At 37.8% G+C, this 21,608-nt stretch carries 22 protein-coding genes; all 22 read left to right on the top strand.

The features are described 5' to 3' along the window. Positions 1-29 precede the first annotated feature (29 nt). The 22 genes from murA (at position 30) to fabZ (ending at position 21,603) form a co-directional block, all read left to right on the top strand. Positions 30-1,358 carry a UDP-N-acetylglucosamine 1-carboxyvinyltransferase gene (gene murA / locus D9782_RS02015; protein WP_121603954.1) on the top strand — a complete coding sequence of 443 codons (1,329 nt, stop codon included), beginning with the start codon at positions 30-32 and terminating at the stop codon, positions 1,356-1,358. 547 nt (positions 1,359-1,905) lie between these two features. Beyond that, positions 1,906-2,103, top strand: a complete 198-nt coding sequence (locus tag D9782_RS02010) for a hypothetical protein (RefSeq protein ID WP_121603754.1) — start codon at positions 1,906-1,908, stop codon at positions 2,101-2,103. 416 nt (positions 2,104-2,519) lie between these two features. Further along, complete coding sequence (locus tag D9782_RS02005; protein ID WP_026682411.1) at positions 2,520-3,344, top strand: M55 family metallopeptidase; 825 nt, start codon at positions 2,520-2,522, stop codon at positions 3,342-3,344. A gap of 12 nt (positions 3,345-3,356) precedes the next feature. Then, positions 3,357-4,289 carry an ABC transporter permease gene (locus D9782_RS02000; protein WP_026682412.1) on the top strand — a complete coding sequence of 311 codons (933 nt, stop codon included), beginning with the start codon at positions 3,357-3,359 and terminating at the stop codon, positions 4,287-4,289. Position 4,290: 1 nt separating this feature from the next. Beyond that, on the top strand, positions 4,291-5,250 hold the full coding sequence (locus tag D9782_RS01995) for an ABC transporter permease (RefSeq protein ID WP_026682413.1): 960 nt from the start codon (positions 4,291-4,293) through the stop codon (positions 5,248-5,250). A gap of 8 nt (positions 5,251-5,258) precedes the next feature. Beyond that, positions 5,259-6,263 carry an ABC transporter ATP-binding protein gene (locus D9782_RS01990; protein ID WP_026682414.1) on the top strand — a complete coding sequence of 335 codons (1,005 nt, stop codon included), beginning with the start codon at positions 5,259-5,261 and terminating at the stop codon, positions 6,261-6,263. A 24-nt stretch (positions 6,264-6,287) separates the two neighbouring features. Continuing rightward, positions 6,288-7,928: a peptide ABC transporter substrate-binding protein gene (locus D9782_RS01985; protein WP_026682415.1), complete on the top strand. Its 1,641-nt coding sequence runs from the start codon at positions 6,288-6,290 to the stop codon at positions 7,926-7,928. A 92-nt stretch (positions 7,929-8,020) separates the two neighbouring features. Then, complete coding sequence (locus D9782_RS01980) at positions 8,021-8,938, top strand: S66 peptidase family protein (protein ID WP_026682416.1); 918 nt, start codon at positions 8,021-8,023, stop codon at positions 8,936-8,938. A gap of 257 nt (positions 8,939-9,195) precedes the next feature. Continuing rightward, on the top strand, positions 9,196-10,158 hold the full coding sequence (locus D9782_RS01975) for a C40 family peptidase (protein WP_205389105.1): 963 nt from the start codon (positions 9,196-9,198) through the stop codon (positions 10,156-10,158). Further along, entirely contained in the window at positions 10,151-11,155 is a 1,005-nt protein-coding gene (locus D9782_RS01970) for an ABC transporter ATP-binding protein (RefSeq protein WP_026682418.1), read from the top strand. The genes D9782_RS01975 and D9782_RS01970 overlap by 8 nt, the downstream gene beginning before the upstream one ends. A 75-nt stretch (positions 11,156-11,230) precedes the next feature. Continuing rightward, the gene (locus tag D9782_RS01965; RefSeq protein WP_121603952.1) at positions 11,231-11,665 is read left to right on the top strand and encodes a GNAT family N-acetyltransferase; all 435 of its coding nucleotides are present in this window, start codon (positions 11,231-11,233) and stop codon (positions 11,663-11,665) included. 190 nt (positions 11,666-11,855) lie between these two features. Further along, positions 11,856-13,070, top strand: coding sequence for a stage II sporulation protein D (spoIID, locus tag D9782_RS01960; RefSeq protein ID WP_051388413.1), 1,215 nt, complete (start codon positions 11,856-11,858; stop codon positions 13,068-13,070). 165 nt (positions 13,071-13,235) lie between these two features. Further along, the gene (locus D9782_RS01955; protein WP_121603951.1) at positions 13,236-14,138 is read left to right on the top strand and encodes a stage II sporulation protein SpoIIQ; all 903 of its coding nucleotides are present in this window, start codon (positions 13,236-13,238) and stop codon (positions 14,136-14,138) included. 333 nt (positions 14,139-14,471) lie between these two features. Continuing rightward, complete coding sequence (locus D9782_RS01950; protein WP_121603950.1) at positions 14,472-14,669, top strand: hypothetical protein; 198 nt, start codon at positions 14,472-14,474, stop codon at positions 14,667-14,669. 290 nt (positions 14,670-14,959) lie between these two features. Beyond that, entirely contained in the window at positions 14,960-15,970 is a 1,011-nt protein-coding gene (locus tag D9782_RS01945; RefSeq protein ID WP_026681769.1) for an AimR family lysis-lysogeny pheromone receptor, read from the top strand. Between the two features lie 104 nt (positions 15,971-16,074). After that, on the top strand, positions 16,075-16,203 hold the full coding sequence (locus D9782_RS23745; RefSeq protein ID WP_255637807.1) for a hypothetical protein: 129 nt from the start codon (positions 16,075-16,077) through the stop codon (positions 16,201-16,203). 517 nt (positions 16,204-16,720) lie between these two features. Next, complete coding sequence (spoIIID, locus tag D9782_RS01940; protein ID WP_026681768.1) at positions 16,721-17,002, top strand: sporulation transcriptional regulator SpoIIID; 282 nt, start codon at positions 16,721-16,723, stop codon at positions 17,000-17,002. A gap of 504 nt (positions 17,003-17,506) precedes the next feature. Further along, positions 17,507-18,508 carry a rod shape-determining protein gene (locus D9782_RS01935; protein WP_026681767.1) on the top strand — a complete coding sequence of 334 codons (1,002 nt, stop codon included), beginning with the start codon at positions 17,507-17,509 and terminating at the stop codon, positions 18,506-18,508. A 43-nt stretch (positions 18,509-18,551) separates the two neighbouring features. Further along, a complete protein-coding gene (locus D9782_RS01930) occupies positions 18,552-19,355 on the top strand; it encodes a flagellar hook-basal body protein (RefSeq protein WP_026681766.1) in 804 nt (267 codons plus the stop codon). 12 nt (positions 19,356-19,367) lie between these two features. Next, positions 19,368-20,198, top strand: a complete 831-nt coding sequence (locus D9782_RS01925) for a flagellar hook-basal body protein (RefSeq protein WP_026681765.1) — start codon at positions 19,368-19,370, stop codon at positions 20,196-20,198. Between the two features lie 71 nt (positions 20,199-20,269). Beyond that, positions 20,270-20,626: a DNA-directed RNA polymerase subunit beta gene (locus tag D9782_RS01920; protein ID WP_026681764.1), complete on the top strand. Its 357-nt coding sequence runs from the start codon at positions 20,270-20,272 to the stop codon at positions 20,624-20,626. Between the two features lie 557 nt (positions 20,627-21,183). Further along, positions 21,184-21,603 carry a 3-hydroxyacyl-ACP dehydratase FabZ gene (gene fabZ, locus D9782_RS01910; RefSeq protein WP_121603948.1) on the top strand — a complete coding sequence of 140 codons (420 nt, stop codon included), beginning with the start codon at positions 21,184-21,186 and terminating at the stop codon, positions 21,601-21,603. Positions 21,604-21,608: the final 5 nt, after the last annotated feature.

Here is a 21,608-nt window from a genome sequence, read left to right as displayed (position 1 = left end):
TGAAATTGGATCTGAAGGAGATTTGAAATATGGAAAAAATCATCGTAAGAGGCGGACACCAATTGGAGGGCACCGTTAGGGTTGAAGGTGCTAAAAATGCTGTACTTCCTGTCATTGCAGCCAGTCTTATTGCAAGTGAAGGAAAGAGTGTTATTACAGATGTCCCTGAACTCGCTGATGTATATACAATTAATCAAGTATTGAGCAATATGAATGCAGATGTTACATTTGAAAATAATACAGTTACTGTTGATGCTTCAAATAAATTAACTACGGAAGCCCCATTTGAATATGTTCGTAAAATGCGTGCCTCTGTATTAGTAATCGGACCATTACTGGCACGCTATGGCCATGCAAAAGTAGCTATGCCTGGTGGATGCGCAATTGGGTCAAGACCAATAGATTTGCATTTAAAAGGGTTCGAGGCTATGGGTGCAGAAACTCATGTTGGTAATGGCTTTGTAGAACTGAACGTAGATGGGCGTCTTAAAGGTGCAAAAATTTATTTAGATATGCCTAGCGTTGGTGCAACAGAAAATATCATGATGGCTGCTGCGCTTGCAGAGGGTAAGACAATAATCGAAAACTGTGCAAAAGAACCAGAGATTGTTGACTTGGCAAATTATTTAAATAAAATGGGTGCTAAAGTTGTTGGTGCTGGTACAGAGACGATTCGAATTGAAGGTGTAGATTCACTACATGGGGTTGAACATACCATTATCCCGGATCGAGTTGAAGCAGGTACATTTATGGTTGCAGCTGCAATTACAAATGGAAATGTATTGATTGAAAATGCAGAAAAGGAACATCTTCGTTCTGTTATTTCTAAACTGGAAGAGATGAACGTTTCTATTACTGAAGAAGACAATGGTCTTCGTGTTATTGGTCCTAAGAAGCTTAAGGCAACTGATATAAAGACTCTACCACATCCAGGATTTCCTACAGATATGCAATCACAAATGATGGCACTGATGCTAGCTGCTCAAGGTACAAGTGTTATTACGGAAACGGTATTTGAGAATCGGTTTATGCATGTAGAGGAATTCCGACGCATGAATGCAAAAATGAAAATCGAAGGTCATAGTGTCATTATTGAGGGTCCAAGTAACCTTCAAGGTGCAGAAGTAGCAGCAACAGATTTACGTGCCGCAGCTGCATTAATTTTAGCTGGTTTATGTGCTGAAAGTGTTACTAGAGTAACAGAGCTAAAGCATTTGGATCGCGGATATGTAGATTTTTCTGGTAAGCTTGCATCCCTTGGAGCTGATATTGAACGAGTGGATGAGAATGGCCACGCCATAGATTCTTTTGTACAAGTAGATGCCACAAATAATCAAATTGCTGCTGAGCTATCTTAATCATGCTATGGAAAAAATACGAATTGTTAAACAGGTGATGGTTTCTTGCCACATCTGTTTTTTTATTGTCTAGGAAGTTATGAAATTATTCCATGTGGATAAATATGAGCGTGTTAAGCCGCATCCAGCTCCAGTGCTCAGAAACGAGGCGACTTCACGAATCGCCCTACAATAAGTTCGGATCACAGGCTCACCGTGAATTCCTTTATCTCCGTTGACTCGCTCCAGGCTACGTTTCTAATCGGGCGCTTGCGCTTTTGTTCTAAGTTAAGAAAGTATAAAATCAGTGCAATGACTGCGTTAAGCCAAGTAGTTATTTTGAAATGTTTGATGTATATTGGCAATGCCCCGACTAATTACTTCGCTTTCGGCGGGCACGGCCTCAACTAACTTTGCAAAGAAGAACACGTTGCAAAGTGGATTTTCGGCTCGCGCTAATCCCGCAGGAGTCTACGTAATTAGTCTCCGCTATGAGAAGGTGCAACAATTCTTGTCATAAGTAATAGGTTGGCTTTTTTTACAATGGGTAAAGTGAAAATCGTTATCCGTGAGTATAAAAGCAGCTGTGTTACTTCATGCTAGCGTTGTAGAGCCTGATAATAGCGAAGGCCGGCCACTTCAACTCCTGTGGGAAATGTTTGACCTGAAGATCCACTTTTTTGAGCGGGTTTTGCTAAAAAAGTTAGCTGAAGGACAAACCCCACGGAAAGGGAAGTGGGCAGCCGGAGTGGTGGTCAAGCAGTAGCTATTATTCCATAATAGCTACTAGAGGAAGCGTAAATCTGAGCATTTAGTGATAAGGACTGAGCGAATTTTGCTCCGTTTTTCTTATTGTCTAATTTCCCCCGTATATAACTTGTACTGCTCCCACTTTATAAATATAACATGATTATTCGTATTTTGAGTAAAGAAGTTGTGTTTTGTCCAAGCCTTTTCCTATTCTTGGCACTTCCTTACGCTAATCTTTTGCCTACTATTTAAAAGAATGTATGAGCGAAGAAACGTAACATAAATCAATAGTTGAAGTACTACTAATAGAGGATCCTAAGAGCGTTTACCTTCTTTGTGTTCGTTATATTTCGACTTTTCATTTTATTAACTGTATGTTAGAATTGAAAGAAAATTACTAATACTGAAAAAGACCTAAAAGGAGTACTCATCATGAAATTATATGTGTCGGTTGATATGGAAGGAATAACAGGTTTACCTGATTATACCTATGTGGATTCTAATGAGCATAACTATGATAGAGCTAGGAAAATCATGACAGATGAAACCAATTATGTGATTGAAGCGGCATTTCAAACAGGTTGCAGAGAAATTTTAATAAATGATAGTCATTCTAAAATGAATAATATACTTATAGACCAATTACATCCAGACGCTCAATTAATTACAGGTGATGTAAAGCCTTTTTCCATGATGCAAGGATTAGATAATACATATGATGGAGCAATGTTTGTCGGATATCATGCTCGAGCAGGTCAGTTTGGCGTTATGTCACATGCAATGATCCATGCTGTACGTAATTTTTATATTAATGATCATCCGATTGGGGAAATGGGATTAAATGCCTATTTAGCAGGTTATTATCAAGTCCCAATAATTTTTGTAGCGGGGGATGACCAGGCAGTTAGGGAAGCACAGGAGCTGATTCCCAATGTTACAACTGCAACAGTAAAGGAAACCATATCTAGGTCTGCCGTTAAAAGTTTAACACCCAAAAAAGCTGGTGAACTTCTAACAATGAAAGTAAAACACGCCATTACTAATCGAAATCAAGTAAAGCCATTAATACCTCCAAAACAACCAATATTAAAGATAGAATTTAACAATTATGGTCAGGCGGAATGGGCAAATTTAATGCCTGGAACGCAAATACTGCCTGAATCTACCGTTGTATCTTTTCAGGCAAAAGACATATTAGAAGCGTATCAAGCGATGCTTGTTATGACGGAGCTCGCTATGAACACAAAATTTTCATAGGGAGGAAAAAGCATGCTACGATACATACTAAAAAGGCTACTTATCATGGTGATAACACTTTGGATTATTGTTACATTAACGTTTATTCTAATGGTTTCAATTCCTGGCTCCCCTTTTAATAGTGAAAGAGGAACAAACGAAGCGGTACAGGCAAACTTAGAGGCTCATTATAATTTAGATGAACCTTATGTTATACAGTATTTTCTATACTTAAAATCAATTGTAACGTTTGATTTTGGTCCATCCATTAAGCAACCTTCGCAGACAGTAAATGATATGTTAGGTCGTGGTTTTCCAATCTCATTTGAATTGGGGATTATTACCATTATTGTTGCTGTTATTTCTGGAGTCACTCTAGGGATATTTGCAGCACTCAAACATAATAAAGTAATCGACTACATGGCAATGGGATTTGCAGTTCTGGGTATTTCGATTCCGAATTTTGTATTAGCAACATTGTTAATACAACAACTAGCAGTAAACTATGAACTATTCCCAGTAGCAAGATGGCTAAGTCCAGCACATATGATCTTACCAGTAACGGCGTTAGCGACTGGTCCAATGGCTATCATAGCACGTTTGACAAGATCTACAATGCTAGAGGTATTGACACAGGACTACATAAAAATGGCGCGGGCTAAAGGACTTTCTCCTTGGAAAATCGTTATCAAGCATGCATTAAAAAATGCGTTAATGCCAGTTGTTACCATTATGGGGACTTTGCTTGCTGGAATATTAACGGGTACCTTTGTGATTGAAAAAATATTTGCAGTTCCAGGCATGGGGAAATATTTTGTTGAAAGCATTAATCAACGAGATTATCCAGTAATAATGGGGACTACCGTATTTTATAGTGCATTCTTAATTATCATGCTTTTCCTTGTTGACCTTGCGTACGGTATTCTTGATCCGCGAATTAAGTTACATAAAAAGGGAGGAGAATAGTATGAAATTAAAAGACAAACCCTCGAAACATTTCTATTCTCCTACAGACATACCAGATGATTGGTTTAATTGGAAGGAAAAAGATAATCAAGCTGCAGAAGCTGTTGCCCGACCATCGTTATCCTATTGGCAGGATGCATGGAAGCGTCTAGTTAAAAATAGACTAGCTATGGCAGGTTTAATTTTCTTAATTGTACTCGTAATTTTTTCAATATTCGGCCCTTTGATTTCACCTTATGATGTGAATAAACAAGATTTACCAAATCAATACCAACCGCCTTCAGCAGACCACTGGTTTGGGACAGATAATGCAGGTAGAGATGTATTTACCAGAACGTGGTATGGTGCAAGAATCTCCTTGTTTGTCGGATTAATGGCTGCCTTAATCGATTTCTCCATCGGCATTTTATATGGTGGAATAGCTGGTTATAAAGGTGGTCGAACGGATAACATTATGATGCGAATTATTGAGGTATTGTACGGTCTACCTTACTTATTAGTTGTTATTTTACTATTGGTTGTACTTGGCCCAAGCTTAAGCACAATAATAATTGCCTTAACCGTTACTGGATGGGTTGGAATGGCAAGGATTGTCCGGGGCCAAGTATTACAGATTAAGAACTTTGAATTTGTCCTCGCATCCAAATCATTTGGGGCGAAGACACCTCGAATTATTCGGAAAAATTTATTACCCAATACGATGGGCCCAATTATTGTACAAATGACTCTGACTGTTCCTAGCGCAATTTTCGCAGAAGCTTTCTTAAGCTTTTTAGGGCTAGGTATCCAAGCACCCTTTGCCAGCTGGGGAGTAATGGCTAACGATTCATTAGGTGCGATTCTATCTGGAAACTGGTGGACATTGTTTTTTCCTGCATTTTTCATTTCGTTTACGATGTTTGCGTTTAATGTATTAGGTGATGGTCTTCAGGATGCACTTGATCCGAAGCTTAGGAAGTAGGTGAACAGATGGACAAAATACTAGAAGTAAAAGACCTTCATGTAACATTTTCAACTTACGGTGGGACTGTTAAGGCAGTAAGGGGAGTTAATTTTTATTTAAATAAAGGTGAAACCCTGGCTATTGTTGGTGAATCTGGGTGTGGGAAAAGTGTAACCTCTAATGCCATTATGCGACTCATACCTGAACCACCAGGAAAGATTTCAAACGGGTCCATTATTTTTAAAAATAAGGAACTAACAACGCTTTCTGAAAAAGAGATGAGATCAATCCGTGGGGTAGATATCTCTATGATATTCCAAGACCCAATGACTGCGCTTAATCCTACACTCACTATAGGCACACAATTAATGGAAGGATTACAACAGCATCAACAAATAACAGGAGATCAGGCTAAATCTAAAGCGATAGAAATGATGAACTTAGTGGGTATTCCGAATCCAGCAGAGCGGTTGAAGCAATATCCCCATCAATTTAGTGGTGGGATGCGACAACGAATTGTTATTGCGATGGCTTTAATCTGTAAACCAGAATTACTGATTGCAGATGAGCCAACGACTGCTTTAGATGTAACAATTCAGGCTCAAATTCTTGAACTGTTTAATGAAATTCAGGAAGTAACTGGAGTTTCGATCATACTTATTACACATGATTTAGGGGTTGTTGCTAAAATTGCTGATCGTATAGCCGTTATGTATGCTGGAAAAATCATTGAGGTTGGTACAAAACGTGAGATTTTTTATCAGACACAGCATCCATATACAAAGGGCTTATTGCATTCGGTCCCACGATTAGATTTACAGGGAGAGAAATTGACTCCAATTGATGGTACACCACCTGATTTATTCTCACCCCCACAAGGATGTCCATTTACAGCAAGATGTCCTTTAGCGATGGAGGTGTGCGATAAAGTTTATCCCGTGACGACTGAACGAAGCGATTCTCATAAAGTGGACTGCTGGATGCAGGATGATCGGGCAAAACAGCTATTGGCTACATCAGCCGAAAAATAATATCACGAGAAGGGGGACTTTAGCATGACAAAGAAATGGCTATTATTAGTAGCTACGATTATTATCACTTTTGTACTATCAGCTTGTACAGCGAATGAGGATGCTGGAAAAGAACCAGAGAGTGATGGAGAAGGAGAGGGTACGGAAGAGGCAACAGGAGAGAAAATATTGCAACTGAATAATGGGGAAGAGCCAACATCATTTGATCCAGCAATCGGGTTTGATGCAGTATCTTGGAATGCTTTAAATAACTTACTAGAGGGATTAACACGATTAGGAGAGGATCATACACCTCAAGCAGCTATCGCTGAAAAATGGGATATATCGGAAGATGGAAAGACATATACCTTTTATTTACGCGAGAATGCAAATTGGTCTAATGGTGATCCAGTTGTAGCACAGGATTTTGTTTATGCTTGGAAAAGGCTTCTAGATCCTGAAACTGGTTCTTCCGCAGCCTTTTTAGGATACTTTATAAAAGGTGGAGAGGCGTTTAATAACGGAGAAGGTTCTGCTGATGATCTTGGATTAACGGCTGTTGATGAAAAGACATTTGAAGTAGAATTGGAAAATCCAACGGGTTATTTCCTGCATGTTGTTACTAACCCGGCTTTCTTTCCGGTGAATCACAAAGTGGCGGAGGAAAATCCAGAATGGCATGCAGAAGCAGAATCTTTCGTTGCAAATGGCCCATTTAAATTAGAGTCATGGAAACATGATAGCGAAATAGTATTTAAGAAAAACGAAGAATATTGGGATGCAGAGGCAGTGAAGCTGGATGGTGTACATTGGGCAATGGTTAATGATACGAATACGGAATACCAGATGTTTGAGCGTGGTGAGTTAGATTCAGCTGATATTCCAGCAGAGATGTCTGATCAACTTATTGACGGAGATAATGTCCAAATAGAAGAACAAGGTGGATTGGATTTTTATCGATTCAATGTAACCGAAGAGCCTTTCCAAAATGCAAAGATCCGTAAAGCGTTTGCGATGGCGGTTAACCGTCAGAATATTGCTGAGTTTGTAGTCAAAAATAAAGTAAAACCGGCATATGGATTTGTATCGCCAGGCTTTCAAAATCCGTCGGGAGACGATTTCCGTGACGTAAATGGTGAATTGGTAACGTTTGATCCAGAAGAGGCAAAGAAATTACTTGAAGAAGGTATGGAAGAAGAAGGATATGATGAGCTTCCAAAGGTTACCTTGTCTTATAACACAAGTGACGTAAATAAGGCAGTAGCAGAGTCACTTCAAGGTATGTTTAGTGAAAACCTTGGTGTTGAAGTGAATTTAGAAAACACAGAATGGAATGTATTCCAAGAAGATCAAAAGGCATTAAAGCACCAACTATCTCGTAGCTCCTTCTTATTTGATTATGCAGATCCAGTAAATTTTTTAGAAAGCTTTATTACAGGATCGTATATGAATCGAACTGGCTGGTCTAGCGAAAAGTACGATGAATTAATTGAAAATGCTAAGTCTGAAACTGACGAAGAAAAGCGTTGGGAATATATGTATAAAGCTGAGAAGCTTTTGGCAGAAGAAATGCCAGCATTTCCGATTCGCTACTATAATCAAGTAGAAGTTGTTCAAGAAGGTGTCTCCAACCTTTTGCGCCATCCGGTCGGTTATCTTGAGTTAAAACATACAGATAAGCAGTAAGCCATGAGGAAGGCTCAATTACAGATTAGATTGTATTTGAGCCCTTTCCTTTTTTACCCAGAGAACATGATGAACAGAAAGAAGGTTTGCTCATGATTCACCCTCCAAGGTTGAAGAAAGGAGATACGATTGGTGTGATTGCACCGGCTGGGCCTCCTGATCGAACTCGTTTACAAAAAGCTATATCCTTTTTTTTAAATATGGGACTTTGTGTGCAGTTGGGGAAACATATAGATAAGCGCAACGGTTATTTAGCAGGAACAGATAGTGAACGGCTTGAAGATTTACAGGATATGATTACGAACCCTGCTATTAAAGCTATTGTTTTCGCAAGAGGGGGGTATGGTTGTGCACGTATAACACCATACATTGATTTTGCTTGTATCAAAAAGCAACCAAAAATATTCTGGGGGTATAGTGATATAACTTATTTACATACTGCAATACGACAGCGTACAGGACTAATCACATTTCATGGTCCGATGCTTGCCTCCGATATCGGGAATGACGATTTTGATTATCTGTCTGCACGTATGTTTGAACAGCTTTTTCAGCCAACTACTTATACGTATACAGAGGAAATATCCCCATTGCATGTTATTGCTGAAGGGAATGCAAATGGTGAATTGGTAGGAGGGAATCTTTCACTATTAGTAAGCTCGCTGGGAACACCGTTTGAGATTGATACTACGAATCGATTGTTATTATTAGAGGATATAGGGGAAGAGCCCTATAGGATAGATAGCATGCTTAATCAATTGAAGCTTGCTGGAAAGTTAGAAACAGCAGCAGGCATTATTTTAGGTGATTTTGCTGATGCCAAGCCAAAAGTAACACCATCACTGCCTCTAGATAAGGTGTTTGACGATTATTTTAGAAAATTAGATATTCCAGTTATTTCGGGATTTAAAATTGGTCATTGTATGCCTCATATCGCTATTCCATTAGGGGTAGAAGCGTGTCTTTCCTCATATGATAAAAAGCTTATTGCCAAACCTGGTGTACAATAGTGAAAAGGAAAATGGAATGTTGGTTTTGAAATAGGCTAGAAACTAAACCTGATATACAGCTGTAGCGTAGCTCATTTAGAGCCAACCAATGTAACAAAAAATAATTTTAACGCTTTTATAAGAGAAAAGAAATCAATAGGAAGGCTAACCTATCATTCAATACAATAGATTACATGGGGACTTTACAGGTTTGGTAGCAATGAATTATCTATATGTACAAATGGAATTATCAAAATAAGAGAAAGGGGGCGCTTTGCTTGCCTAAACAAACGTTTGATCAAATTGATGCGTTCCAATGGGTTGCATCTGTTCAAGTAGCAACTGTCTGGACTTCGCCAGATTCTAGTAGAGAGATTGATACATTTGGAATAAGTACACCGACGGATATTGATAGATGGATAGAGACGCTTAGTTATGAGGATAAACTTGCCTTATGTGAGGACAATCGTGTGCAGACACAAGTATTGTATGGTGAACAAGTTTATGTTACAGAAATAAAAGGAGAATGGGCACATGTTGTAATTCCTTCTCAACCATCTTATAAAGATAAAAGGGGTTATCCTGGTTGGGTTCCTATTCATCAACTAAAACAAGTTGACAGATCGCTATGGGATCAAAAAAAGAGAGCTATGGTAATAAAGGATAAGTCATGGCTAACATATGAGGGCAAAAATCATGATTTTAAATTAAGCTATTTAACCACTTTACCGGTACATGATGTGTATGAAGATCGTGTACAAGTGCAAACGCCTCATGGAAAGGGTTATCTAGATTTAAGTGATGTTCATATTTTTTCTACATCTGATGGATTGGAACAAGGGACAGGAAAATCGATTGTTAAAGCAGTAGAAGCTTATACAGGATTAAATTATTTCTGGGGCGGTATGAGTTCATTTGGCTATGATTGCTCTGGTCTAGCATATGCTGCACACAAAGCCAATGGCTATTTAATTGCTAGAGATGCTGGAGATCAGGCTAATGATGGAATAGAAGTTAGAGTGGACGAACTACAACCAGGAGATTTACTATTTTTTGCATATCAAGAAGGAAGCGGTACGATTCACCATGTTGGAATATATTACGGAGATGGGAAAATGCTGCATTCTCCACAAACTGGCAAAGGTACTGAGATAATAGCGATTAAAGACACAAAATATGAGAAGGAGTTATGTACTGCTAGGCGGTATTGGCTCAACACTGAGGAGAATCATAATGGATGACAAGATATTAGAAGTACTTCACCTAAAGAAGCATTTTACAGTTGGAAAAGGTCAAGTTCTCCAAGCGGTAAATGATGTTACATTTAACGTGAAAAGAGGAGAGACATTCGGTCTTGTTGGTGAGTCAGGCTGTGGGAAATCTACGATTGGTCGTACAATTCTTGGACTATATGATAAGACAGATGGAGATGTTTTATATGATGGTAGGAATGTACATGACTTGAATGAGAAAGATAGATTTCAATTTTACCGTCGTATGCAGATGATATTTCAGGATCCTTACGCTTCACTAAATCCCAGGTCTACTGTTAAAGAAGTAATTTCCGAACCAATGGAAATACACAACATATATAGAGATAAAAAGGAGCAACTAAACAGGGTTTATCAACTTTTGGAAGAGGTGGGACTTAATCGAGATCATGCAAATCGTTATCCTCATGAATTTAGTGGTGGCCAGCGCCAGCGCATTGGAATTGCACGTGCATTAGCACTGGAACCAGATTTTATTATTGCCGATGAACCGATTTCTGCATTGGATGTATCTGTACAAGCGCAAGTGGTAAATTTATTAAAAGCGTTGCAGATTCAAAAAGGATTAACCTTCTTATTTATTGCTCATGATTTATCTATGGTAAAGCAAATTTCTGACCGAATTGGAGTGATGTATTTAGGTCATTTAGTAGAGCTCACAGAAAGTACAACATTGTATGATGATCCACTTCACCCCTACACGAAAGCACTGCTTTCAGCAATTCCCATTCCGGATCCGGATATTGAAGAAGCAAGAGAGCGGATCATTTTAAAAGGTGAGTTGCCGAGCCCGATTAATCCTCCATCTGGTTGTGTTTTTCGAACGCGTTGCCCAATGGCAATGGAGATTTGTTCCAAGACCAAGCCAGCTTGGCAAGAAGTAACACAAGATCACTATGTAGCATGTCACTTATATGATGAAACAGTGGAAAATAAAGAACCTGTTAAGAGCTTAATCAGAAACTAATGGAATCGTTTTATCCCACATATAAACGGCAGAAAGACCCTACTTTATTTAGGTCATAGAATTAGGAGTTGAAGAATGAATTCAATAAGTGTGAAGGAACTAAATACAACTACTGAAATTATGGAAGCATATCCCATAATGAAACAATTAAGAACACATCTAGATGAGCAGACATATAAAAGCTTAGTTATAGACGCCATGAAATATGATCACTATAAATTGATGGCATTACTTGAGCTAGGAAAGATAGTTGGAGTTATCGGATTCAAGCCAATGATCACGTTATATTACGGAAAATTCGTCTGGATTTGTGATTTGGTTGTTGATGATGATAAACGATCAATGGGATATGGGGAGAAATTACTCACGTATGTTCATCAATGGGCTAAAGAAAATAAATACAAAACAATTGCTTTATCATCAGGTATTCAAAGGGATGCTGCCCATCGATTTTATGAAAACATAATGAACTATGAAAAAGTAAGCTATGTCTTTAAATCGTCATTCTGAGAAACATAACTAATGGAATTACCTAGTTATATTAATGTATAGGTAAGGAGAAGGTATTTATCAATAATTAGAATTATTGGAAAACTTGAGAGCGTCTCAGGTTTTTTATTTTTAGGTTCTATTGTTTTCATTCGGTGTATAGATTTAATAGTAGGAATGCTAGATTAAATGACTTGGAAGGGGGAAGGTAATGAAAAAAAGCCAATACCAACAAAAGAGCGGGCTGAAAGATTGGAAGAAGCGTAATTCTTCATTGTTAAAGAAAATTAAAGAGAAGCAACGAGCCTCGTATAAAAACAAAAAGCTTCCTAGTAAGCAGCCTGTTAAAAACAAGCTCTTACCGATTAAATCTAAAAAGCCGTATTTTTTAACAAAACCACCAAAGCAGCCATCAAAGTGGAAAATTCCTGTGATGTTCCTATTGTCTACTTTAATAATAATCATTTTGGTTGTTCCAACATTAATTGTTGTTCCATTTGCCAAGGGGGATCGGCAAGAAGGAGCTACCCCTACAGAGAATGAAACTACAGCACAAGTTGAATTAGGCTCCTCTCCCTTTTCAGTATCGGTAATGAGGTCGGCTTCCGATAAAGTAGAAGGTATTCCACTAGAAGAATATGTTGTTGGAGTAGTGGCCTCAGAGATGCCTGCAGATTTTGAGAAAGAGGCACTGAAGGCACAGGCTCTTGCTGCAAGAACATATATAGTAAACTATAAGCTTCATGGTAATGAGGAAGAGTCAAAGAAATCAGATGTTACAGATACGGTGCAGCATCAAGTATACAAAGATGAGTATCAGCTTCAAAAGCAATGGGGAAGTGACTTTAATTGGAAGATAAATAAAGTAAAGAAAGCGGTGCTCGAAACAGAGGGAGAAATATTAACGTATAAAGATGCACCAATTACTCCCGCATTTTTTTCAACGAGTAATGGTTATACAGAGAATTCCGAGGATTACTGGGAAAATGAACTTCCCTATTTAAGGAGTGTTGCTAGTCCTTGGGATAAAGAATCTCCAAAATATTTAGATCAAAAGACATTCTCCTCTGATCAATTAGAAAAAGCACTAGAGCTAGATTTTTCTAATAAAACTCCGTTACCCATTCAATTAACACGAACCGATAGTAAACGAGTAGAGGAGATAGAAATTGCTGGACAAAAATTCTCAGGAAGGGATATACGTGAGAAGCTAGATTTACGATCAAGTGATTTTACGGTAGAGCAAAAAAACAATCATTTTATCTTTACTACGAAAGGCTTTGGCCATGGAATAGGCATGAGTCAATATGGCGCAAATGGAATGGCTAAAGACGGAAAATCATATAAAGATATTGTGCAATATTATTATCAGAATGTACAAATAAGTACTGTAGATAATATAGCTCCAACCCTCGTTGCAAAATAAGCGGGGGTTTTTATGCATGTATCATTTTTCCAGTTGTCATGAATTCATAAATTCATTTAATTTCCCCATTATTTTATAAAAAATGCATTAATTCTCAAAATATTTTTTTGAAAATGTATAGAAATTCCTTTTTCTGATCAGAATGGTTGTTGAGGTGATGATCTTATGAAAGAGGAAAACAAAGGTGCTTCAAAAAATAAGTGGAGCCGAATTTTTCGCAAGAAGTGGTTTTTTCCAGCTGTTTATTTAACAATTGCCGCTGTATTGTTATCTGTTGTAGTATGGTATCAAAATATGGATAATCAAGTTCCAGACGCACAGGAAGAGAATGGTGAATACATTCCATCTCATGATCAAGAAGCAGAACCAGTTTTGGATCAGCAAGAGGTTATTCAAATGCCAGTAACAAACCAAGAAGAAGCAGAAATCGTAACTAAATTTTATGATCCTGATGCAGAACAAGAGGAACTTGAGAAAGCTTTAATTCTGTATAACAACAAATACTACCAAAGTGATGGTGTAGATATTGCATCAGCAAATGGTGAGACATTTGATGTAGTTGCAGCACTGAGTGGGACAATACAAGAAGTAAAAAAGGACCCATTGCTTGGTAATGTTGTCATACTTTCACATGAGAATGAGGTAATGACATACTATGCTAGCCTTGAAGAAGTAAGTGTGAAAAAAGGTGCAGAAGTAAAACAGGGTGATAAGCTTGGTACAGCAGGTAAAAATGTATTTGGTAAGGACAGTGGAACACATGTCTATTTTGAATTAAGAAAAGATGGCAACAAAGTTAATCCAGAAGCATTCTTTAATCAACCAGTTAGTGCTCTTCATAGCATTACAGAGGAAGCTTCTGAAGAAGCGGAGTCTACAGAGGATGCGGAGAATTCTGCAGATGAAGAAGGTAAACAGGAAGAAAATGAACAGGTAGATGACACTTCCGAAGAGCAGCCGAAGGAAGATGAGAATAACGAGGAAGACTCAGGATCTGATGTAAACGATGAGCAAAAGCAAAATGAGCAAGACTCGGATGCTACATCTGATGCTTCCGAAAGTGCATAAGAACAGTGTAAACATATAAACCCAGCTCTCACAGCTGGGTTTTTTCTTAAAAGTTAAGAAAGTATAAAATCAGCGCAATGACTGCTTTAAGCCAAGTAGTTATTTTGAAATGTTTGATGTATATTGGCAATGCTCCGACTAATTACTTCGCTTTCCGCGGGCACGGCCTTAACTAACTTTGCAAAGAAGAACACGTTGCAAAGTGGATTTTCGGCTCGCTCAATTCCCGCAGGAGTCTACGTAATTAGTCTCCGCTATGAGAAGGTGCAACAATTCTTGTCATAAGTAATAGGTTGACTTTTTTTACAATGGGTAAAGTGAAAATCGCTATCCGTGAGTATAAAAGCAGCTGTGTTACTTCATGCTAGCGTTGTAGAGCCTGATAATAGCGAAGGCCGGCCACTTCAACTCCTGTGGGAAATGTTTGACCTGAAGATCCACTTTTTTGAGCGAGTTTTGCTAAAAAAGTTAGCTGAAGGACAAACCCCACGGAAAGGGAAGTGGGCAGCCGGAGTGTTGGTCAAGCAGTAGCTATTATTCCATAATAGCTACTAGAGGAAGCGTAAATCTGAGCATTTAGTGATAAGGACTGAGCGAATTTTGCTCAGTTTTTTTAGAAAGATAAGAAAGTATAAAAATTTTGCTATACCATAGTGTTTCTTATGTATAGCAAAATTTGTCGAACGATTACCTCTTTTTATTTGTTGAAAATGTGTTAATATAGTGATTAATAAAATATTATGTTGAAGCTTGACGAAAGTTGTTTACAGTCAAGTGATAATAAGCCTTGTTTTTCTTTGTTGGAAAGGAGTTTAAAATTAATGTCCTTACCTACTATGTTTATTTCGGGTAAAGATGAGCTATCATTGGAGCAGTTAAAGGAATTTCTATCACGGGATCATAATGATGAAACAGTGATACAATTAATCCGAAAATACTGCTTACAATCATCATCGCGAGATATTCAGAAAAAAGGCATGGAATTTTTATATATGAATGGCTTCTTTGGAGAATTGCAACAATTGATTGAGAAGAATCTGAAATCCACCTATACTTCCAACAGACAATGGGCATCTATTTATCAGTTAATGATAGATAGAAGAATAAAGAGAACTCCTCCACATGAATTGCTACAGAGAATTAAACGAATGCCAACAATAAACGACCCCGAAACAGAATGCCTAATAGAATTTGTTAAGGTAACTTTATATTATGATCTAAATCAACTGGGAAAATTGGGTAATTTTTTAGAAATCCAACAACAATTATTTGCTAGAATCGATGACAGACTTCTTGTTTCCTTTTTCAATATAAGACTCAATCATATTTTAATGATTTATTATATGTCGAGAAATGAACTTATTATGGCGAGGAAATGTGCCTATAGAGTACTTAATCTTTCACAAAACCCTTCAACAAAAGCAGGCGTTCATATAAAACTTGGGTTCTCCTATACATTTGATACGTACTTTCAAGCAATGCATCATTTAGAAGAGGCTACTGCTTTAGCTGAAAAATATGAGCTAAAAGATGTCTTGCATCTAATTCGAAATAACAATATTCCTTTTATAGCTGCACATTTTAAAAAGGTGGAAGGTATAACCACCGTAGATAAAAGTGAACAGGCACATATTGAAATTGCAAAAGGGAATAAAGACAAAGCGATTGAGATATTAAGTAATATCCCATTAAATAGCCCTTTTAGACTATATTACATGGGAAAAGCAAAACATGATAAACGACTGTTGTTGCAATCTCATAAGGATTTTATTGAGAAGCGCAGTGATTATTTCTTTAGTAGGTTACCTCTCAATATATTGAAGACAATGTGAAAAAATATTCCGAGAGTGGTGAAGAAGAATTAATTAAATGAAAACTAAATAGGTGATTAACGATTCAACTTTTTCTAACCTTATATTCCTTAGGAGGTAATAAAATGAAAAAGGTAAAATCTTTTCTTTGTATGGCTGTATTGGTGATGATGATTTCTTTAGTTCCTGGTAATATTTCTGCTGATTCCGGTGTGTCTATACAAGCCGACCCTGATCTTGGACCGTTAGACTAAAAGTAAAGAGAATTTACGTAGTCTATTAGGAAAAGAATCAAGACCAAGAAAAAAATACAGTATTACTGGTAGGAAGCGTGACAAGGAGCACTAATGCAAGATGAAAAGGTTGAATCGTTTTTTATATATTTTTACTACGTATTACTTCGCAAGAAATTGATATGTTCATATTCAGGGAACGTTCTGCTACTTTCCTCATTAAAAAATGCATGTCCTTCTTTCCTTAAAGATGGTTTTTTAATCATAAACACACCTACTCGATAATAAACTTATACAAACCAATCATTCCGAAATGTCTGAGGTGAGAGCATGTGTGGCTTTATTTCTGGTTACACACATAAATCAGCTAATTTGTATATATAAATAACAGAATATTAAGTAAAATACAATAATGGATGTAGACATGTAAAAACAAGTATACATAGCGACTTATGATTTCAACATATATGCAGGCCACTAATGGAACACCTTGTCTCAATACCACCTCGGAAATATACAACTCAGGGAGGCGAACGGTGTGCACGATTACATCAAAGAAAGGACTATCAGGATAGGAAATTACGTCGTGGAGACAAAGAAAACTGTCCGAGTGATAGCGAAAGAATTTGGTGTTTCTAAAAGCACAGTCCATAAAGACTTAACAGAACGATTACCAGAGATTAATCCAGAATTGGCAAACAGGGTAAAGAAGGTTCTTGAGCATCATAAGGCTATCCGTCATTTGCGTGGAGGAGAAGCAACGAGAAAAAAATATAAAATCGAGCCTAAACATACAGAGGAGGCAAAGCCAGTAGGATAAGTGGTTATAACAAAATTAGTGAAAATTAAAGAGGCTGAGACAAAAGAATGAATAAACAGTGAAAAACGAACGATTATTAGTTTAGGTTTAATTATCGTTCGTTTTTTGATTAGGATCATTCATTTAGCATCTGAAATATGCAAGACTCCCGCGGGAACAGCACGAGTCCGAAGATCCACTTGGTAACGTATTTTTCTTTACTAAGTTAGCTGATGCTGTGCCCGCGGAAAGAGCGTATATTTTAATGGTGCGGCGATGATACTCCTATTGATAACATGGTTATTCGTATTTTGAGTAAAGAAGTTGTTAGTTACCCCCGGGCCTCTTTAGGATGTGATTAGACCGTATTCGTTAATGATATTATTTAAACATTTATCCCTGTCGAATTTCCTAGACAAAATTTAAATAAAATGCAGTTAATTGTAGAGTTTTGTGGTAAAATATTATATTAGTAGCAGTATGGATAAAAAAGAGATAGTAATCTAAGTAGGAGGATCTGAACCCATGTTTTCTAGGGATATTGGAATTGATCTTGGTACAGCCAATGTATTAATTCATGTTAAAGGAAAAGGAATAGTTTTGAATGAGCCATCCGTTGTGGCGATGGACCGACACACAGGAAAAGTGCTAGAGGTTGGTGAGGCTGCAAGAAAAATGGTTGGACGTACACCAGGGAACATAGAAGCAATTCGTCCATTAAAGGATGGAGTAATTGCTGATTTTGATGTTACAGAAGCTATGCTGAAGCATTTTATCAATAAAATAAACGTAAAAGGAGTTTTGTCTAAGCCGCGTATACTTATCTGTTGTCCAACCAACATCACGAAGGTTGAGCAAAAGGCTATTAAAGAAGCAGCGGAAAAATCAGGTGGTAAAAAAGTTTACCTAGAAGAAGAGCCAAAGGTAGCAGCAATTGGTGCTGGTATGGAAATCTTCCAGCCGAGTGGAAATATGGTTGTTGATATAGGTGGAGGTACGACAGATGTAGCCGTTTTATCAATGGGCGATATTGTGACATCTGAGTCCATTAAAATGGCCGGTGATAAATTTGATATCGAAATTTTACAATACATAAAGAAAAAGTACAAACTATTAATTGGTGAAAGAACTGCAGAAGAGATAAAAATAAATGTGGCAACGGTATTCAAGGGTGGAAGAAATGAAGAAATGGAAATCCGAGGTCGTGATATGGTATCAGGATTACCACGTACTATTTCCGTTAATTCTACTGAAATTGAAGCAGCATTACGTGAATCCGTATTCCTAATCGTACAGGCTGCAAAATCTGTACTAGAACGTACGCCACCAGAATTATCTGCTGATATTATTGACCGAGGGGTCATTCTAACAGGTGGCGGAGCATTAATTCACGGTATTGATGAGTTACTTGCAGAAGAGCTTAAGGTGCCTGTTTTCATTGCAGAGGAGCCAATGAGCTGTGTAGCAAAAGGTACAGGAATGATGCTGGAAAATATTGATAAGATTGAACGCAAAAAAGTTATCTAACGGAATTAAGACCTGTTAAAAATCAGATCGAGGAGGGGACGTCTTGTTAAGAGGCTTTTATACGGCTGCAAGCGGGATGATTGCTCAGCAACGTCAACAGGAAGCTTTTTCTAACAATATTTCCAATGCCAATACTCCAGGATATAAAGCCGATCAGACAAGCTTGCGAGCATTTCCGGAAATGTTATTGAATCAAATGGGTGGAAAAGAAGTTCCCACAAGTACATCGATGCATGTACCTATACAACAGCCAATTGGCTCATTAAATACAGGGGTGTATGTTCAGGAAACCATTCCAAACTTTACCCAGGGTGATATGAGAGAAACTGGTATTGCCACGGACCTTGCAATCGTTAATGGTGAATTACCTGATGAGGCCGGAAGTTTATTTTTTACTGTTCAAGACACTGATGGAGAAATTCGTTACACTAGAAATGGAAATTTTACGGTTGATGGACAAGGGTATTTAGTAACAAATCAAGGCTTCTACGTGCTTGATCAGTCAGGTGAGCCGATTTATACAAATGGAATGGAGTTTAGCGTAACACCAGACGGCTTGCTGCAAACTCCCGAGCAGTCTGTTAATTTGGGAGTAGCGTATGCAACAGATGCTAATGGGTTAACGAAAGAAGGAAATGGGTTATATGCAGGAGACGCTGCAGATTTACCCCCAGGCGTAACATTTTCAATCAAACAAGGATTTCTTGAAAGGTCAAATGTAGATTCACTTCAATCTATGACGCAAATGATGGAGTCTTATCGATTGTTTGAGACGAATCAACGAGTATTGAAAGCTTATGATGAGAGTATGGGGAAGGCAGTAAGCGAAATTGCGCGTCTAGTCTAGGGGGAATAAGGTATGTCCAGAACGATGATACAAGCAGCAGTCACAATGAATCAACTGCAAAATAAACTGGATCTAATCGGAAATAATATGGCGAATAGTCAAACAACTGGCTTTAAAAGCAGACAAGCCGATTTTTCTTCTTTATTATTTCAGCAAATGAATAACATGACAGACCCTGCAAATGCAGAAGGTAGACTAACACCGGATGGACTACGTATTGGAGCAGGTGCAAAACTCGGTTCAACAAATATAAATCTCTCACAAGGTACGCTCACTGAAACAGAACGAGCATTAGATACGGCGCTTTTGGGTGAAAATCATTTTTACCAAGTACAAGTAGTCGAAAATGGTGTAACAGAAACGCGTTATACCCGTGATGGAGCGTTTTACTTAAGTCCTATGAACAATGATCAAGAAGTTATGTTAACCAACAGTGATGGCAGCCCAATACTTGGAGTAAATGGACCTATTCTAATAGAAGAAGGCTTTGATGATATTGCTATTCAGCCAAATGGTCAGATTGAGGTAAGAAGAGGAAACCAAACGGAGGTTGTTGGTCGACTTGCAATTGTTGAAGCCGTTCGACCTCGATTATTAGAGGCTACGGGGAATAATGAGTTTAAATTACCAAACTTAAATGAGCTTGGTTTTAATTTCGGTGAAATTATCCAAAATGTAGGCGACAATGAGTCTTTATTAAAAAGCGGAGCATTAGAAATGTCTAATGTAGATATATCAAAAGAAATGTCAGATTTAATCATGACACAACGTTCATATCAATTTAATGCAAGAACCATATCTATGAGTGATCAAATGTCAGGCTTAGTAAATCAATTACGCTAATGTATTAACTTGCTCATAAGAATTAAAATGTTATGCCTATGTATTTTTAAAGGAATAAGGAGAAACAAATCATGTCTATAAATCAAGAGGATCGAGCAATGTCGGAAAAAAAACCTAAGAGGCCTTCTAAATTTCAGCGATTTTTAAATCGGATGAAAGAGAAAAAGGATCGTCCTGTTGAAGCGGAAGGAAAAACGAGAAAATCTCAAAAACAGAAGCAAAAGCAGGAGAGAAAAATGGGAAAAAGACCAAGGTTGCGGATTTTCCCCATTTGGTTACGGATCATTGTCGTTCTTCTTTTTTGTGCTATTGCATTAGTGGCAGGATTAATGATTGGATACGGTGTAATAGGCGATGGCACTCCGGTAGATGTATTAAAGAAAGAGACTTGGCAGCATATTATTGATATAGTAACTAAAACAGAATAAAATGAAAGCATCTAGTCGAATATCAAAGAAGATTAGATGCTCTTTTTTATCCCGCATATAATCGGCAGTAAGCCCCTCATTTCAAGTAATGAAGAAAAACCAATATGGGGAAGTGATGGATCAACTGCCGGTAAATGTCCGATTGGTTCACCTAACCATCCGTGGGGATAAACCAACCTCCCACGGATAGAAGTTTCACTTTATCCCACATACAATTTGCAATAAGATTCCCCACTTCAAGTAATAAAGAGAAACCAAAATTGGTAAGAGGGGGAACGATTGCCAGTAAATGTCCGATTGGTGCAAAGGCCTTTAGGTCATACCCTTGTGGTACGAACAATCCGTGGGGAGGAAACAAAACCCTGGTTGAGTTTTCCTTAGTAGAGGTCTACCTCTCTTCATTCGATTAGTTTTATTGAAATTTTATATGGGAACACAGTTGATTTCCAAAAACAGACGGTTGTTTTCACCGTAAATGTTTTTCTCCGGCAAATAAAATGGCAGCATTGCAATGGACAGAAAATGTTTAACAATAAAATTAAAAAAGGAGAGATCTTATGAATATTGAACAAATTAAAGAAACGATCCCACACCGTTATCCTTTCCTATTAGTAGATCGGGTTACGGAAATAGAAGAGGGAAAAAGGGTATCTGGGATAAAAAATGTATCTGCTAATGAACCGTTTTTTCAAGGGCATTTTCCGGATTACGCAGTAATGCCAGGCGTTTTAATACTTGAAGCACTTGCTCAAGTTGGAGCAATTGCAATGCTCGGTTTAGAAGAAAATAAAGGGAAGATAGGATTTTTAGCTGGCGTTGACAAGTGTCGATTTAAAAGACAAGTGAAACCAGGTGATCAATTGCATATGGATGTAGAGATAGTGCGATTAAAAGGTCCAGTTGGTAAAGGAAAAGCTATTGCTAAAGTGGATGGAGAAGTTGCCTGTGAAGCTGAGATTATGTTCGCTATAAAATAGTCTTC

Origin of the sequence: Virgibacillus sp. Bac332, assembly GCF_003667785.1 — a bacterium.
Lineage (GTDB): Bacteria > Bacillota > Bacilli > Bacillales > Amphibacillaceae > Virgibacillus > Virgibacillus salarius.
Note: the sequence above shows the minus strand (reverse complement) of the source record. Positions and strands in the feature narration are given on the sequence as shown.